Genomic DNA, 14,725 nt, shown 5'->3' with positions numbered 1-14,725 from the left:
TCACAGAGAAAGCGGCCGGTGAAGGTACGATGCGAGGATCGGACGAACACAGCGAGGGCCTGTTCAGCTATGTGAGCTGAGGCCCGTGTTCCTGCGAGCCATCCTCTGCGATCGATCCGTGCCATCGTTGATGAAGCGCTGGAGGTGATGTCGCCGGCGTTCGAGGGGCTGTACTCGACGATCGGGCGACCGTCGATCCCGCCGGAGAAGCTGCTGCGGGCGCTGCTGCTCCAGGCCTTCTACTCGGTGCGCTCGGAACGCCAGCTGATGGAACAACGAGCATTTCTCGGTGGACGGGACGCTGATCGAAGCCTGGGCGTCGGTGAAGAGCTTCCGGCCCAAGGACGGCTGCGGCGAGCCGCCTGGGCCGGGGCGCAACGGCGACCGCGACTTCCATGGAGAGAGGCGGTCCAACGAGACCCATGCCTCGACCAGCGATCCCGAGGCCCGGCTGTACCGCAAGGGCAACGGGCAGCCGGCGAAGCTGACCTTCATGGGCCACGCCCTGATGGAGAACCGGAACGCCCCGGTGGTGGATGTCCGGCTGACGGCAGCCACCGGCTTGGCCGAACGCGAGGCGGCGGTTTCCATGGTCGAGGCCATTCCTGGCCGTCACCGCATCACGGTGGGCGCCGACAAGGCTTACGACACCAAGGATTTCGTGGCGAACATGCGCGAGTTGGGCGCCGCTGCGCATGTCGCGCAGAACACGAGCAACCGCCGCTCGGCGATCGACGGCCGGACCACCCGCCACCCCGGCTACGCCGTCAGCCTGCGAATCCGCAAACGGATCGAGGAGGTGTTCGGCTGGATCAAGGGAGCTGGCTTGCGCAAAACACGTCATCGCGGCACGGCCCGTGTCGGTTGGATGTTCACTCTGACCGCTACCGCCTACAACCTGATCCGCCTGCCCAAGCTGCTGGCGGCGGCATAATCACGCCCGGACTCCGCCTGAAAGCCGGCTCCGGGCGTCTCGCAGCGCGAAAACGCGCTCCATTCTGACAAAAACGGGCGCCGAAACGTCATTTCCAAGCCCCAGTGGAGGCAAAAAGCCGGAATATGTTCGTTTTTCCGCAGCCTGCTAACGTGCCGATGCCCGCAGAAGCGCCGCCACCTCCTCGATCAGCGCATCCCAACAGCCGGGCACGCTCTGCCGATGAAGCCTGACAGACGGATACCAAGGTGAATCGCTGCGGTTCGTCAGCCATCGCCAATCCGAGGCGAAGGGCAGCAGGACCGACGCCGGCAGTCCCATGGCGCCGGCGAGATGGGCAATGGCGGTATCAACGCACACCAGACGGTCGAGACCCTGGAGGATCGCCATGCTGTCGGCGAAGCCCTCTATCTCCGCCCCCAGATTGACCAGAGGAGCTTTGCCGAAGTAGCGGCCGACCTGGGATTGCGAGCCACCGACCTGCAGCGAGACGAAGGCGATGCCGTCGAGGTCCAGCAGGGGCGCCAGTGAGCGGAGCGGCAGGGACCGGTTGTGGTCGTTGCCGTGGGTCGAACGCCCGGTCCAGACGAGACCGATTCTCCGCCATGTCTTCGGGAGCAGCCCGTCCAGACGCTCCCGCCACCGGGCCGCCAGCTTGGGATCGGCAAGCAGATAGGGACCGTCGGCGGGAATGGTCGCAAGGGTGGTTCCGAACAGCCGCGGCAATCCGGAGAGCGGGCACCAGCAGTCGAAATCCGGCAGGCTTTCCCATTTCTGATGGAGGCGGTCTTTGTCCGAAACCTGCGCGAGGAGGGGCAGCATTTCCGGACTGGCCGCGATGACGAGATCCGGGCAGCGCCGCTTTACCATCGGAATGTAGCGGGCGAACTGGATGACGTCGCCGAACCCCTGGTCGGCGACCAGGAGCAGCCGTCCCGGGAAGGGGTGCCCGTCCCACTGCGGACGGGGAGCGGGCCGTCCGGCGGCCAGAAGGGAGGGCGGGATCGGCGGAGGGGCCCCGGGCAGACGGAAACGCCATTCATATTCGGCCCAGCCCTCCTCGAGCTGTCCCGACAGCAACAGCCCCTCGGCCAGCTCGAAATGCGGTCCCGGACTGTCCGGATCGAGGCGGATGGCACGCCGCTCACACCGGATCGCATGATCGACGTCCTGGCGGTCGTAATGAAGGATGCCAAGATTGTAGAGCGTCTCCGCAGCGTCCGGCAGCAGCGCGAGCGACAGGCGGCCGTGATGCAGCGCCCTGTCCAATTGCCCCTGGCGGCGCAGCTCCTCGCAAAGCCGGCTGTGCGCGGCGGCGTCCAGTTCGCCCGCTTTCCGATGGCGTTGCGCGCCGGTCAGGAAATCCGGCCCGCCGGGAGCCGCGCTTGCGGTGGCAGTGAAAGGCGGAGCGCCCATCGATCGGTATCCTGCGGCGGTCAAACGCTGTAGCCAAGGCTGTCGATCACCGGCTCCAGGATGGGAATGACCGGCTTCAGGTGGCGCATGTAGGTCCGGTATCGGTACACCGACCGGCCATAGAGTTTCTCGGTCACCTGTGCATAGCTCGCCGTGCGTGCATGACGCCGGTTTTCATCGAATCGCAGACAGCGTCGGTCGAACCGCAGGCCGGCCAGGTCGAGCAGACGGCGTACGTTCGGTTCGAAATCCTGGACGAGGCTTTCATAGCGCAACGGGATGTAGCGCACTGCGATTTCCGTGCGGTAATGCGCCACCAGCTCCAGCATACGCCGGCAATGGATGGCCGCTGTTTCCAGATCGCTGGCACAATTGAAGCCATGCGTCAGGTTCTGCGACATCATCGACAGGACGACATCCAGAGGGTGGCGGATCACGTGCACCACCGGCGCCGTCGGGAACATGAGGGCGATCAATCCGAGATGCAGTTCGTTGAACGGCATCTTATCGGTGAAACGGCTATTGCCGGGAAGAGGCGTGATCATGGCACGGGCACGGCGCAGATACTCGTCGCGCAGCCGTGTCAGCCCGTCGCGCTGGTCTCCCATCCACAGCTCGGAAAGCGCCTCCGGATAGCGCAGCGGGCTGGAAAGCATCTGTGGTATCAGCTGGGGCAGCTGGGGCAGGGCCGGCAGTTCGTCCCCGGCCGCCACCGTCGGATGGGCGGATAGGATCTGCTCGACCAGCGTGGTCCCCGACCGTGGCGCGCCGACGATGAAGATCGGCTGCGGTCCGGCCGCCGGCATTTCCGGCCTGGGCAACAGCCGCAGACGGGGAGCGACGAAGAAGCCTGTCAGACGCGCGGTCAGGTCAGACACCTCCTGATCGGCGTACCGCCGTCCTCCCTGCCGGATCAGGGCCTTGGCCATGGTCATCGCGGCGAAGGCCTCGTCGGGGCGTCCCAGCCGGTCGAGCAGCCGGGCTTTCTCCAGAAGTTCGACGGCATCGGGGCCGGATGGGCGCGCGGCCGCAAGCTCCAGCGCGGCGAGGCCGGCCTCGGGGGCGCCGAGCTGCGCCAGCAGCGCCGCCTCGAACCTGCCGATGTCGCCATGCCCGGGATCGAGCCGCTTGGCGCGCGCGAGAAAGCGCGTGGCTGCGGCCAGATCGCGCCCGGCATCCTCGGTTTGCGCCCAGCCCAACCAAGTCAGTGGGATGGCGGGATCGAGCGCGGCCGCTTTGCCGTAGAGCGCCCGCGCCTCGCCGATGCGGCCCTGCAGCTTCAGGTTCCAGGCGAGATTGGCCACGGTGACGGCGTCCGGTCCCGCCAGTCCGAGAGTCTGGCGGTAATGGAACTCGCCGGCATGCGGCCGGTGGCTTTCGGTCAGGACCATCGCCAGCAGCGCATGGGAGGTCGGGTTGTCGGGGGCGAGCCGGACGGAATTGCGCGCCTCGACCTCCGCCTCCGTAAGCCTCAAGCCATGCAGAAGCACACGGGCCAGATCCTGGGTCGCGCCCAGATCGTCGGGCGCCAGGCGCCGGATGCGCCGAAGCACGGCGATGGCGGCGTCGACCGGGCCGGAAATCTGCAGGATGCAGGCAAGGATGGTCAGGGCATCGACATGGGTCGGCGTCCCATCGAGGATCTCCAGGCACAGCCGGCGGGCTGCGGCGAGGTCGCCGCGGTCGAAAGCCTCGGCGGCGCGCCGAGTCCGCATTTCGATCTTCGGCAGCTTGGGGGGCAGCGTGCTGAATTCGCCGAGCCGGCAGCAGCGGACGGCGCGCAACCCGCTGCCGCAGCCGCAATGCTCATCGGCAGTGAGCGAGGTCGGCGGTGTAGAGAGAAGTTTCTGCCGTCTTTCCATGGCAAGCGTCCACCGGAATGCCGATCCTTCGCGCCGTCGAAGAAAAACCCGGGCGCCGCATAAGTTCGTTATCGCATTAGCCGGTGCTATTCTGTCACTATTTTTTTCAATAAACAAAATTGATCAGAATGTGACGAGATATATTATGACAAAATGATCCTTTGAAACAAACCGCCGTTTTTTTGATTCTCATAAGCTGGAATTGAGAAAAAGCCAGACACTTGAAAGGGTTTACCTCAGGTTGATCCGCGCCACGCCGCGCCATAAATCAGACAATAACCCCTGAATTATTTGAATATTGCGTCAGTCATACCGAATATTATTCTAAATAATCCCTGTATATTTCAATGCTCTCCCAGTCCGCGGAGTCGAAAAGGCGGCATTTTACCAATATAGTTTCCAGTAATATTGATATTCCGGCGAAATATCGCTTAGGGTTACCCCAGATAACGTCTGGCATCGATCGCCAATTTGCTCGTCTGGGTGCTACTTCCATGTCCCTGCCGTTCCCGCCGTCGCCGACTTCGACATCGATCCGCAATCGCCTCGCCATGGGGAAACGCCTCCCGATCGCGGTTGCGGCGCCGATTGCGCTTGGGGTCTCCCTGGCGGGCACCGCCGCCCAGGCTCAGAGCAGCGTGACGCTGTCCACCGGACAGACAACGATGCTTACCGTCGGCTCCAGTATCACGAGTATTCTCATAACCAGCAGCGGAGCGGTGGACGACACCGGCCTGCCGAACAACGACCGTTTGGATACCGGTGTCTACATCAATTCCTCGTCGGGATGGACGCTGACGAATCACGGGAAGATCAGCACCAGCCCATCGGCCGTCAATTATATGCAGGCGAATGGCGTTTACGCAGCCAACTCCGGGACTCTCATCAACACCGGCATCATCAATGCTCCGACCACATTTTCAGGGTTTTACGTTTCCAATTCCGGCAACAACTCAACGAGGGTCGAGAACACCGGCACCATCGTCGGAAATTACAACGGCGTCGGAACCGAGCACACCCTCAACCTTGTGAACGGCTCCGCGTCGGACAGTTCGGCGGTCATCAGAAACAGTTCGACGGCAATGACCAGCAATGCCGCCGTCTATGCGTCCAGTTCCAATCAGTCCAACACGATCACCAACTACGGCACGATCGCCGGCGTGGCCAACGGCATCTACGCCTTGGGATCGACGACCCTCGTCAATTATGGGGTGATCATCGGGGGGGCCGGCTTCAACGCGATCAACCTGGCGAATGCCCAGTCGAGCAGCGCCATATTCCTCAAGGACGGCAGCTATGTGAGCGGCAATGTGAAGGCCGCCAGTTCCGGCACGTTGCCGCCCTTGACGCTCGAGGGAAGCGGCTCGATTACGGGCACGGTCTCCGGCGTCTCGACCCTCACCATGGCGGGCACGGACTGGTCGCTCGGCGGCGCGAGCACCGCCGCCGACGTCAGTCTCCAGAGCGGTGTCCTGCGCATCGCCAACACGCTGACCGGTACGGTGCAGATGAGTGCCGGCGCCACCCTTGCCGGCACCGGAACGGTCGGCGGAAGCCTGACGGTGCCCAGCGGCGCAACGATCCTGCCGGGGGCGTCGGGAACGCCGGGAACGCTGTCGGTCTCCGGGGCCTACACCCAGTCGAGCGGCGGCACCCTCAGCATCGCCACCACCCCATCCGCCGCAAGCAAGCTCGCGGTCACCGGGGCCGCGACCCTGGACGGCACGCTCGCGGTCGTGTCCAGCGGAAACGGATACACGCTGCCCACTCAATACACGATCCTCACCGCCGGCAGCGTCAGCGGGTCTTTCAGTACGGTCACGGAAAGCGACCCCACCCTCACGCCGACCCTCACCTATGACAGCGCCAACAACCAGGTCCTGCTGACGCTGACCCAAACGGTGTCGCCTCCGCCTCCGCCTCCACCACCTCCGCCGTCGCCGCCAGTGTCGCCGCCGACCCCGCCGGTGGTGGTGACGCCCTCTCCGCCTGTGGTGGTGTCGCCGCCGGTGGTTTCGCCGCCCCCGCCCCCGGTGACCGGAGTCATCGACACCAGCCGGACGAATTTCACCAACGGCGACGGCGCGGTCCAGGCCGCCACCGTCACCTTCGATGGCGGCACCCTGAGGCCGTCGGCACCGCTCACCCTCAGCCAACCCGTCGACGTCACGGGCAACAGCGGCGTCATCGCCCCCGGCGGCAGCTCCGTCCTGCTGACCGGCGCCATCACCGGCAGCGGCGCGCTCACCGTGTCGGAGACCGGCACCGTCACCGTTGCCGGCAGTGTGTCCAACAGCGGCGGCCTCGCCGTCCGGAACGGCGGGAACCTCGTGGTCGCCGACACCGGCCGGGTCAGCGTGCCGGTGACCGTGGCCGAGGGCAGCAATGCCACCATCGCCGGCATCAGCTCGGGACCATTGACGGTGACCGGCGCCGGAAGCCTCACGCTTGCCGGAAGCGGCATCGTCACCGGGGCGCTCACCGTCAGCGGCGGTTCGGCCGTCGTCGGCGGCGTGGTCGGCGCCCCGGTCACGCTCAGCGGAGGCGGCGCCATGACCGTCATCGGCGGCGGCGGCGTGGGCGGAACGGTGACCGTTTCCGGGGCCACGCTGAGGGTTGCGGCGAATGGCATCGTCAATGGCGCCGTCACGCTCGGCGACGGCGGCAGCGCCACGGTGGCCGGCGCCATCATGGCGCCGGTCACCGTGCAGAACGCCGTCCTCGCGGTGGAGGGCACCGGCAGCACCGGATCCGTCGTCGTCGGCAGCGGCGGGGCGGCCAGGATCGATGGGACAGCCGGCGGCACCGTGGCCATCGCCGAGGGGGCGACGCTGGGCGGCAACGGCGTCATCCGCGGCGCGACGACGGTCGCCGGCACGCTTTCGCCCGGCAACTCACCCGGCGTGCTGACCGTCGGCTCCGCCGTCACCATGACCGGCACCGGCATCTACCGCGCCGAGGTCGACGGCCCCTCCGCCGGCGTCGGGGCCGGCCACCACGATCAGGTGGCGGTGCAGGGCGCGACCTTCACCGCCGCCGGCACGCTGGCGCCAGTGCTGCGCGGCATCGGCGGCAGCGCCACCAACAGCTACCTGCCGGCGTTGGGCCAAAGCTTCTCCATCGTCACCGCATCCGGTGGCGTGCTGGGAAGCTTCGGCAGCCTGGTGCAGCCGACCGACGGGCTGGGCGCGAACACCCGTTTCGACGCGCTCTACGACGCCACGGCCGTTCGGCTGGTCGTGACGCCCGGCAGCTATGCGGCGCTGGGGGGGACCGGCAACCAGAGAGCCGCAGGCGCCGCGGTCGATGCGATCCGTCCGGCCGCCGGGACACGCCTGGACGGTGCCACGGCACCGGTGTTCAGCGGTCTCTATGGCTTGAACGGGGCACAGACCGCCGGTGCGCTCGACCGGCTGTCGGGACAGGTGCATGCCGACGCGCTCGCCGCCAACCTCGCCAGCCGTCGGCTGTTCGGCCAGGCGGTGACCGGCCGGTTGGCGGCGTTGCGCGAGGGCGCCGCAAGGGGCGCCGCAAGGGGCACCGAAGGCGGCGGCCTGCAGGTGGCGGCAGGCAACGGCGGTGCGATGGCCGTGGGGACCTCTTCGGGGCGGGCCGATCATGCCGGCGCCGGGGGCGTATGGGGCCAGCCGCTGGCCGGCTACGGCCGGGTCGGCGCCGACGGCACCGGCGCCGGCATGACCCAGCGGATCGGCGGATTCCTGGTCGGTGCCGATCATGCCTATGACGGCGGTTTCAGTGCCGGCGTGGCCCTCGGCTATCTGCGCGGCAGGGTTTCCTCGCGCGGCGAGTTGGGCAAGGCGGACACCGACAGCTATCAGGCGACGCTGTACGGCGCTTGGCAGCCGGGCGGAAACGGCAGCTACGTCGAGGGGGCGGTCGGCTACGGCTACGCCCATTACGACACCGAGCGGACGATCGCCTTCGGCAGCTTCGGTCAGGCGGCGAGCGGCAAGGCGCATGGCCACGATCTGTCGGCGGAGCTGGCGGCCGGGCGGCGGCTGGCGGTGGCCGGCGACGCCTGGATCGAGCCGCGGGCGGGCTTGCGGCTGGACCGCATCACCCGCGGCGGCTTCGCCGAAGAGGGCGGCGCCGCGGCATTGTCCGTCGAAGCGTCGGCCTGGACCAGCGTGAGCAGCAGCATCGGACTGCGGACCGGTACGACCATGGCTCTGGGCGGCTGGACGCTGCGGCCGACGGCGTCGGCCGCCTGGGTGCATGATTTCGCCGACGTCACGGCAAACAGCAGCAACCGCCTGTCCGGGGTTGCCTTCACGGCCCAATCCGCCAATCCCGGGCGCGACGCGGTGCAACTCGGGGCCGGTTTCGCGGTCGAACTGGACAAGGGGCTGACCGCGGGCGTCACCGTGCAGGACGAAGTGCGCGCCCATGCCAACAGCGTCTCGGCGACTGCCGGACTGCGATGGAAGCTGTAATCCGACCGTATGTCATCGCGGTGGGGCATCGCGGGCATTCTCCGATAATGAGAATGGCTCGCATTCTAAGCTCGGAGGTTGCCTTGACTGGGCGCTTCCTCCAACCGGTCAATGTTGTCAGTGTGATACCACCCCTCATCGGGCCGCCGCGGGGCATCCGTGCCGGGCCTGCTAACAGTTTGCGTTATTGCGCCTACATCCCCGATCACGCCGAAAGCCATCGCCAGCGCACCCTGAAGGCGGCCCTGCACCGCCGCTGTGGGGCGTTGCGGTGTGCGCCACCGATGCGCGGCCGGAGTGCGGTCGATCTGCGGCGTTGCGCGGCGGTTTCGCGGTGGCGGTGCGGCTGAAGCGCTGCGGTTCTGGGACTATTTCTTGCGAGCCGGTAGGGGTGACACGTTGCTGTTCGCTCCGCCATCGCCCTTCTTGGAGTTCCTGGCCGCCGTGATGCGGTTCTCCACCTTATCCGACAGGGTCCGCAGCGGATCAGCGTCCCGATTAACGTAACGGCCGGTCACCGAGGCGGTACTGGATGAGATACACCTTGCTGCCGGACGGCGTGACCTTCAGACCGAAGCCCTTCAGTCCGGTGTCCCAGACGAAGAGATCCCGCTCACCCGGACCCAAGCTGTCGACGAGCCGCTTCGTGATCTTGGCCTGCATGTCGTCCGCCGCTCCTGCGCGTCAGCAATCACCAGGGATCAAGCGGAGGTATCCCAGCGCAAACACGACCAAACGAGAAAGGCAGGAAAACGGCGAGATTTCAGCATGTTCGCAACGCATGGCAAACTTGCTCAATCCGTCGCAAAGTCGGAGGTGTGAGACTTATAATCCCTCACCTCTTGGTATGCGGGTTCGAGTCCCGCCGCCCGCACCATATGACGGCGCTGTTAAATTTCAGTCCTGCCGCTGGCTGGCGGCGATACGGCAATGGCTTCGGGCCAGCGGCCGGAAGCCTCACCGCAGCTCGACCGTGCCGCAGCTGCGCCGATGGGCCAGCAGACAGTCCTCGGTCTTGGACTGATGCATCAAGGCACCCATCAGCCAGTATCCCAGACCGAGGACGATCATGACGGCGATGGCCGCGCCGACATTGGCGGCGAGGCGGGTGCGGTCGTCATCGGGCGGCATGTTGGGTGTCACTTCCTGCCCGGCTTTCGTTTCGTCCGGCCGTTGGCCGCTTCCCCCTCCTTGCGCTGAAGGAACAGGCGGCCGGCTTGCATCGCTGCCGCACGGTTGAGGTAACTGCCGCACTCGAACCGCTGGCCGTCGAACGTCACGGTGAGAGTGAAGCTCTGCGGTCCGATTTCTTCGACGAGGATCGGGGATGGGGTCGGGGAGGGGGCGGGCTTCATTCGACGGTCCCTGCATATCTGTCTCGTGACCGACAGACACATACGTCCGCCGTGACGCGCAGGCCAGCGGCTTTGAGGGGGACCCGTCAGCGCTCCATCGGGCCGCCGGCATTGGCCCAGGCGGAAAAGCCACCGCGCAGACGATTGATGGTGCCGATGTGGCCGGCGGCCATCATGCGCTCGGCTGCGGGACCGCAGCGCCTGCCTCCCTGGCAATGGAAGACCAGATGCTTGCCGGGCTCGGCCGGGACGCGCGACGGGTCGAACTGCGACAGCGGGTTCAGGATGGCGCCGGGGATGTGGCCGGCGGCGTGCTCATGCGGTTCGCGGACATCGACGATCACCGCCTCGCCCCTGGCCTGCCAGTGAATGGCGGTCTGCGGATCGACCTGCAGGATCCGGTCGGCGCCGCCCTGCCTGTCGGGCTGCGCGGTCGGAAACAGGCGTCGCATCAGGGAGCAGAAGAACATCGGAGTCGATCCTTAAAGGGGATTGCGGGGCGGGCGCTGGCATCTGACCGCCCTTGACCAATAAATTAGTGTATTCTAATGTTAAGTCAATGGGGCGATGCCGCCCGCAAATCGCTTTCCCCCAAGGCGCTTCTGGCCGGGCGGCGACCCGGCAGTCCGGTGCGCGCCCTTTCGATAGCAGGAGATGATCCATGCATAAGAACTGGCCGCAGATGACCGGCGAGTTGTCCCGCGCCATCCGCGACCTGCGCGGTGGCGCTCCGGAGGTCATGAAGGCCTTTTCCGGGATGGCCCAGGCGACGCTCACGGCAAATGCGCTGGACACCAGGACCAAGGAACTGATCGCGCTCGCCAGTGCGGAGGCGATCCGTTGCGACGGCTGCGTCGCCTTTCATGCCGAAGCGGCGATGAAACAGGAGGCGAGCCGCGAGGAGGTGATGGAAGCGATGGGGATGGCGGTCTATATGGGCGCCGGGCCGTCGGTGATGCATGCCGCCCAGGCGGTCGAAGCGTTCGACCAGTTCACCGAAAAGGCGGCCGGCTGACCGGAACCGCAATCCCGTAAGAGGGGATCGGGTGGTGCGGGCGGTCGGACTCGAACCGACACTCCTTGCGGAACCGGATTTTGAGTCCGGCGCGTCTACCAATTTCACCACGCCCGCAGCGACGCCTCTTCTAGCGCAACAGTCCGCAAACGGAAAGTGTAAAAGAACGGGCGCCCGGGCATCCCGGTTCGCTGTCCCGGTCCGGGACGCCTCGACCCCCCGCCCCAACCCCAGCCCGCGGCGACGCAGCCGCGGTGCCGCTTATTCCCTGCCGCCGCCGCCGCCCTGTCATGCCGTCGCAGGCGTGCTGCGGGCGTTGCGGACGGCTGGCCGAACGGCCCCGCACGCGCTACCTTGTCGGCCATGATGACGAAGCCCTTCCTGTCCCGTGCCTTCGAAGACCCCCGCATCGCCGCCCTGCTGCTGGCGCTGGCCAGCGCCGGGGTGCTGCTGTCGGCCCTGTTCTTCCAGTTCGTGCTGAATTACCAGCCCTGCGTGCTGTGCATCATGCAGCGCTGGCCCTATGTGGCAGTGATGGTGCTGGGGCTGGTGACCTGGCTGTTCCGCCGCTGGAAGGGGCTGGGCGACGCGCTGCTGGTGGCGAGCGGGCTGGCCCTGCTGGCCGGTGCCGGCATCGCCGCCTATCATGTCGGGGTGGAGCAGCATTGGTGGGCCGGCACCTCGTCCTGCGGCGGCTCGGCCGCGGCCAATTCGCTGGAGGCCCTGCGCGCCCAGGTGCTGGCCGCCCCGGTCACCCGCTGTGACGAAGTGGCGTGGTCGCTGTTCGGGATCTCCATGGCGGGCTACAACGTGGCGATCTCGCTGGCGCTGGCGGCCTACGCCTTCGTCGCGGCACGCATCGCCTACACCCGCACCCCGGTGTCGAGGACCGCATTGTGAGTGAAACGACGTCTCCCACCGCCAGTTCCCGTCACGGCGCCCCCCGTCACGGCACGCTGCCCGGCGCATTGCCCGGCGACCTGCCGCGGCGCGACCGGCTGGCCCGCATCGTCCGCGTCGACCATGCCGGCGAATATGGCGCCAAGCGCATCTATGAGGGCCAGATCGCCGTCATGGGCAAGGGCCGCCACGGCAAGACCCTGCGCCACATGGCCGAGCAGGAGCTGGTCCATCTCGAATATTTCGAAAAGCAGCTGAACCGGCGCCGGGTGCGGCCGACCCTGCTGCAACCCCTGTGGCACGTCACCGGCTTCCTGTTGGGCGCCGGCACCGCGATCCTCGGCGAACGGGCGGCGATGGCCTGCACCGTCGCGGTCGAAGAGGTGATCGAGGAGCATTACGAGGCGCAGCTGCCTCATCTCGGCGGGGAAGAGCAGGAGCTGTCCGACAGCATCCGCAAGTTCCAGGCGGAAGAGGTCGAGCACCGCAACATCGGCTTGCAGAACGAGGCAGAGCGCGCGGCGGGCTATCCGCTGCTGTCGGCGGCGATCAAGGCCGGCACCCGGGCGGTGATCTGGGTGGCGGAACGGGTGTGACGGGACGGGTTTGAGGCGGCGGATGCAGGGGCCGGCAGCGGCCCCCATCCGTTGACACCGCGGCGCCAGCCCTACATCGGGTCCAGTTCCGAGTCCCAATAAAGAAAATCCCGCCAACTTTCATGGAGGAAGTTTGGCGGGAAGGCGCGTCCGTTCTCTTGCAGCTCGTAGGCACTGGGCTGGAAGGGCGGACTGAGGGGGATCATGCCGCAGACATGGGGGAGGCGGTCGCCTTTCGCCAGATTGCAGGCCGAGCAGGATGTTATGACGTTTTCCCACGTCGTCCGACCGCCGCGGGACCGCGGAATCACATGGTCGAAGGTCAGGTCGTGGGTGGGGAAGGGGCGGCCGCAATACTGGCAGGTGAAGCGGTCGCGCAGGAAGACGTTGAAGCGGGTGAAGGCCGGGCGGCGCGTGGCCGGGATGAACTCTTTCAGCGAGATGACGCTGGGCAACTGGACTTCGAAACTTGGGGATCTGACGACCCGGTCATAGTGCGATACGATGTTGACCCGTTCCAGAAAGACCGCCTTGACCGCTTCCTGCCAGGACCATAGCGACAAGGGGAAGTAACTGAGCGGGCGGAAATCCGCGTTCAGCACCAGAGCCGGACAGTGATCGGGTGGTGGAGCCAATGGCCACTCCCTTGTCTGAGACCGTGTCTGGATCCCGGCACGCGACACTGCTGCGGCACCGTGCGCGGGGTCGTGTCTGCTGTGCCCCGGCGGCCGAATCGTCCTCCGGGACAACCAGATACATAGTGGATCGAGGGCCGGGACTCAATATCTTGACCCGGTGCGTCCGAATTTCTTCACCGTTGTGTAACCTTTTTCGCGCTGTGGGCAAGCCGGAAGCGGCGGGGATGCGGTCAACCGGCACCACCCGCGGTGGCTGTGACATCGGCAAAAAACAGTCGCGCCTGCCTTGCGCGCTTACCCCTCGTTAACCATGACGGCGCGATGGTGGACCTCGTTGATCCAAGCCGATCCCGCCGGTCCGAACCGGCCGGAAGCGACCCCGAGGAAAGTCCGCCATGACCGCCGTCATCATCGACCTCGCCCAGAAGCGCCGTGAACGCGAGGAGCGTGAGCGCCAGATCCGCATCGATGCGTTCGACCGCGAGTTGCGCCGCCGTCTGGCGCTCTATCTGGAAGGCGAAGAGATCCCGGTCGAGCCGATCCGCGACAATCCTTACATCTAAACCGTCCTTACGTTTGATCGGCTCACCTGTCCGATCTGCGCTTACATCCAGGTCACGCCAGCCGTTATAAAGCGGGAATGAGCGATCTCGTCACCCGCTTCGCCCCCAGCCCCACCGGGCATCTGCATCTGGGCCATGCCCATTCCGCGCTGTTCGGCTGGACCGCCGCCCGCAGCGCCGCCGGCCGCTTCCTGTTGCGGATCGAGGACATCGACCCTAACCGCTGCCGTCCGGAGTACGAGCACGACCTGATCGAGGATCTGGCGTGGCTCGGTCTCGACTGGGACGGTCCGATCCGCCGCCAGTCCGACCATTTCGACGATTTCCGCGCTGCTCTGGCCCGGCTCGAGTCGCTGGGCGTGCTCTATCCCTGTTTCTGCACCCGCAAGGACATCGCCGCCGAGATCGCGCGGGCCGGTGCGGCTCCGCACGGTCCCGACGGACCGCTCTATCCCGGCACCTGCCGCCATCGCTCCGTCGCGGAGCGTGCCGAACGGATCGAGCGGGGCGACGCCTGGGCGCTGCGACTCGATGTAGAGGCGGCATGCCGGCTGACCGGGCCGCTGCGCTGGCATGACCGGGCGCGGGGCTGGCAGCAGGCGACGCCGGACCTGCTGGGCGACGTGGTGCTGGCGCGCAAGGACACGCCGACCAGCTATCACCTCAGCGTCACGGTCGACGATCATCTCCAGGGCGTGACTCTGGTCACCCGCGGCGAGGATCTGTTCTTCGCCACCCATCTGCACCGGCTGTTGCAGGCTTTGCTGGGCTATGCCCCCCCCGACTACCATCATCACGGCCTGCTGCGGAACGCGGCGGGCGAGAGGCTGGCCAAGCGCGACCGCGCGCAGTCCCTGCGTTCGCTCCGGGACGAGGGCCGCAGCCCGGCCGAGGTGCGGGCGATGGCGGGATTTGCAGGATAGGGCTCGGTCCGGTCAGCAGGCGTACGTGCCGCTGCCGGGCCGGGGGCGTACGGTGGACGTACCTCCTTC

The 14,725-nt window shown here is 66.7% G+C and carries 13 protein-coding genes, 1 tRNA gene and 1 pseudogene; 7 read left to right on the top strand and 8 right to left on the bottom strand.

Annotated features, from left to right (window positions below):
• Positions 1-29 precede the first annotated feature (29 nt).
• Positions 30-934 (top strand): annotated as a pseudogene (locus ABNQ38_RS21655) (IS5 family transposase).
• A gap of 147 nt (positions 935-1,081) precedes the next feature.
• Here the strand turns inward: ABNQ38_RS21655 and ABNQ38_RS21650 are convergent.
• Both ABNQ38_RS21650 and ABNQ38_RS21645 read right to left on the bottom strand, forming a co-directional pair.
• Positions 1,082-2,350 (bottom strand): glycosyltransferase, encoded by a 1,269-nt coding sequence (locus tag ABNQ38_RS21650; protein ID WP_377807983.1) that lies wholly within the window; start codon positions 2,348-2,350, stop codon positions 1,082-1,084.
• Positions 2,351-2,370: 20 nt separating this feature from the next.
• Positions 2,371-4,212: a tetratricopeptide repeat-containing sulfotransferase family protein gene (locus tag ABNQ38_RS21645; RefSeq protein WP_377807982.1), complete on the bottom strand. Its 1,842-nt coding sequence runs from the start codon at positions 4,210-4,212 to the stop codon at positions 2,371-2,373.
• A gap of 1,082 nt (positions 4,213-5,294) precedes the next feature.
• Between ABNQ38_RS21645 and ABNQ38_RS21640 the strand changes: the two genes are divergently transcribed.
• A complete protein-coding gene (locus ABNQ38_RS21640; RefSeq protein ID WP_377807981.1) occupies positions 5,295-8,666 on the top strand; it encodes an autotransporter domain-containing protein in 3,372 nt (1,123 codons plus the stop codon).
• Positions 8,667-9,164: 498 nt separating this feature from the next.
• On the opposite strand, the gene ABNQ38_RS21635 is transcribed toward ABNQ38_RS21640, so the two are convergent.
• From ABNQ38_RS21635 to ABNQ38_RS21620, 4 genes are all read right to left on the bottom strand, one after another.
• On the bottom strand, positions 9,165-9,329 hold the full coding sequence (locus tag ABNQ38_RS21635; protein ID WP_377807980.1) for an Arm DNA-binding domain-containing protein: 165 nt from the start codon (positions 9,327-9,329) through the stop codon (positions 9,165-9,167).
• Between the two features lie 294 nt (positions 9,330-9,623).
• Positions 9,624-9,797 carry a hypothetical protein gene (locus ABNQ38_RS21630; RefSeq protein WP_158285536.1) on the bottom strand — a complete coding sequence of 58 codons (174 nt, stop codon included), beginning with the start codon at positions 9,795-9,797 and terminating at the stop codon, positions 9,624-9,626.
• A gap of 8 nt (positions 9,798-9,805) precedes the next feature.
• Positions 9,806-10,021 (bottom strand): hypothetical protein, encoded by a 216-nt coding sequence (locus ABNQ38_RS21625; RefSeq protein ID WP_377807979.1) that lies wholly within the window; start codon positions 10,019-10,021, stop codon positions 9,806-9,808.
• Between the two features lie 86 nt (positions 10,022-10,107).
• Positions 10,108-10,491: a rhodanese-like domain-containing protein gene (locus tag ABNQ38_RS21620; protein WP_377807978.1), complete on the bottom strand. Its 384-nt coding sequence runs from the start codon at positions 10,489-10,491 to the stop codon at positions 10,108-10,110.
• A gap of 191 nt (positions 10,492-10,682) precedes the next feature.
• On the opposite strand from ABNQ38_RS21620, the gene ABNQ38_RS21615 reads away from it, so the two are divergent.
• The gene (locus tag ABNQ38_RS21615; RefSeq protein ID WP_377807977.1) at positions 10,683-11,036 is read left to right on the top strand and encodes a carboxymuconolactone decarboxylase family protein; all 354 of its coding nucleotides are present in this window, start codon (positions 10,683-10,685) and stop codon (positions 11,034-11,036) included.
• Between the two features lie 32 nt (positions 11,037-11,068).
• Here ABNQ38_RS21615 and ABNQ38_RS21610 read toward each other — a convergent pair.
• Positions 11,069-11,153 (bottom strand) — tRNA-Leu (locus ABNQ38_RS21610).
• Between the two features lie 246 nt (positions 11,154-11,399).
• Between ABNQ38_RS21610 and ABNQ38_RS21605 the strand changes: the two genes are divergently transcribed.
• Together ABNQ38_RS21605 and ABNQ38_RS21600 are read left to right on the top strand one after the other, a co-directional pair.
• Positions 11,400-11,936, top strand: coding sequence for a disulfide bond formation protein B (locus ABNQ38_RS21605; protein ID WP_377807976.1), 537 nt, complete (start codon positions 11,400-11,402; stop codon positions 11,934-11,936).
• A complete protein-coding gene (locus ABNQ38_RS21600; RefSeq protein ID WP_376958209.1) occupies positions 11,933-12,532 on the top strand; it encodes a demethoxyubiquinone hydroxylase family protein in 600 nt (199 codons plus the stop codon). The genes ABNQ38_RS21605 and ABNQ38_RS21600 overlap by 4 nt, the downstream gene beginning before the upstream one ends.
• Before the next feature lie 71 nt (positions 12,533-12,603).
• Here ABNQ38_RS21600 and ABNQ38_RS21595 read toward each other — a convergent pair whose 3' ends face one another.
• The gene (locus ABNQ38_RS21595; protein WP_109048088.1) at positions 12,604-13,167 is read right to left on the bottom strand and encodes an HNH endonuclease; all 564 of its coding nucleotides are present in this window, start codon (positions 13,165-13,167) and stop codon (positions 12,604-12,606) included.
• A gap of 398 nt (positions 13,168-13,565) precedes the next feature.
• On the opposite strand from ABNQ38_RS21595, the gene ABNQ38_RS21590 reads away from it, so the two are divergent.
• Entirely contained in the window at positions 13,566-13,733 is a 168-nt protein-coding gene (locus tag ABNQ38_RS21590; protein ID WP_014248815.1) for a hypothetical protein, read from the top strand.
• 77 nt (positions 13,734-13,810) lie between these two features.
• Positions 13,811-14,656: a tRNA glutamyl-Q(34) synthetase GluQRS gene (gene gluQRS, locus ABNQ38_RS21585; protein ID WP_377807975.1), complete on the top strand. Its 846-nt coding sequence runs from the start codon at positions 13,811-13,813 to the stop codon at positions 14,654-14,656.
• Positions 14,657-14,725: the final 69 nt, after the last annotated feature.

Origin of the sequence: Azospirillum sp. A29 (assembly GCF_042604625.1) — a bacterium.
Lineage (GTDB): Bacteria > Pseudomonadota > Alphaproteobacteria > Azospirillales > Azospirillaceae > Azospirillum > Azospirillum palustre.
This window is presented reverse-complemented; position numbering and strand designations above follow the sequence as displayed.

Excerpts from the sequence above, each read along its gene's own strand:
- ABNQ38_RS21620 (WP_377807978.1), bottom strand. The coding sequence starts at position 10,491 with ATGTTCTTCTGCTCCCTGATGCGACGCCTGTTTCCGACCGCGCAGCCC.
- ABNQ38_RS21640 (WP_377807981.1), top strand. The coding sequence starts at position 5,295 with ATGACCAGCAATGCCGCCGTCTATGCGTCCAGTTCCAATCAGTCCAAC.
- ABNQ38_RS21630 (WP_158285536.1), bottom strand. The coding sequence starts at position 9,797 with ATGCCGCCCGATGACGACCGCACCCGCCTCGCCGCCAATGTCGGCGCG.
- ABNQ38_RS21645 (WP_377807982.1), bottom strand. The coding sequence starts at position 4,212 with ATGGAAAGACGGCAGAAACTTCTCTCTACACCGCCGACCTCGCTCACT.
- ABNQ38_RS21615 (WP_377807977.1), top strand. The coding sequence starts at position 10,683 with ATGCATAAGAACTGGCCGCAGATGACCGGCGAGTTGTCCCGCGCCATC.
- ABNQ38_RS21625 (WP_377807979.1), bottom strand. The coding sequence starts at position 10,021 with ATGAAGCCCGCCCCCTCCCCGACCCCATCCCCGATCCTCGTCGAAGAA.
- gluQRS (WP_377807975.1), top strand. The coding sequence starts at position 13,811 with ATGAGCGATCTCGTCACCCGCTTCGCCCCCAGCCCCACCGGGCATCTG.
- ABNQ38_RS21590 (WP_014248815.1), top strand. The coding sequence starts at position 13,566 with ATGACCGCCGTCATCATCGACCTCGCCCAGAAGCGCCGTGAACGCGAG.
- ABNQ38_RS21635 (WP_377807980.1), bottom strand. The coding sequence starts at position 9,329 with ATGCAGGCCAAGATCACGAAGCGGCTCGTCGACAGCTTGGGTCCGGGT.
- ABNQ38_RS21650 (WP_377807983.1), bottom strand. The coding sequence starts at position 2,350 with ATGGGCGCTCCGCCTTTCACTGCCACCGCAAGCGCGGCTCCCGGCGGG.
- ABNQ38_RS21605 (WP_377807976.1), top strand. The coding sequence starts at position 11,400 with ATGATGACGAAGCCCTTCCTGTCCCGTGCCTTCGAAGACCCCCGCATC.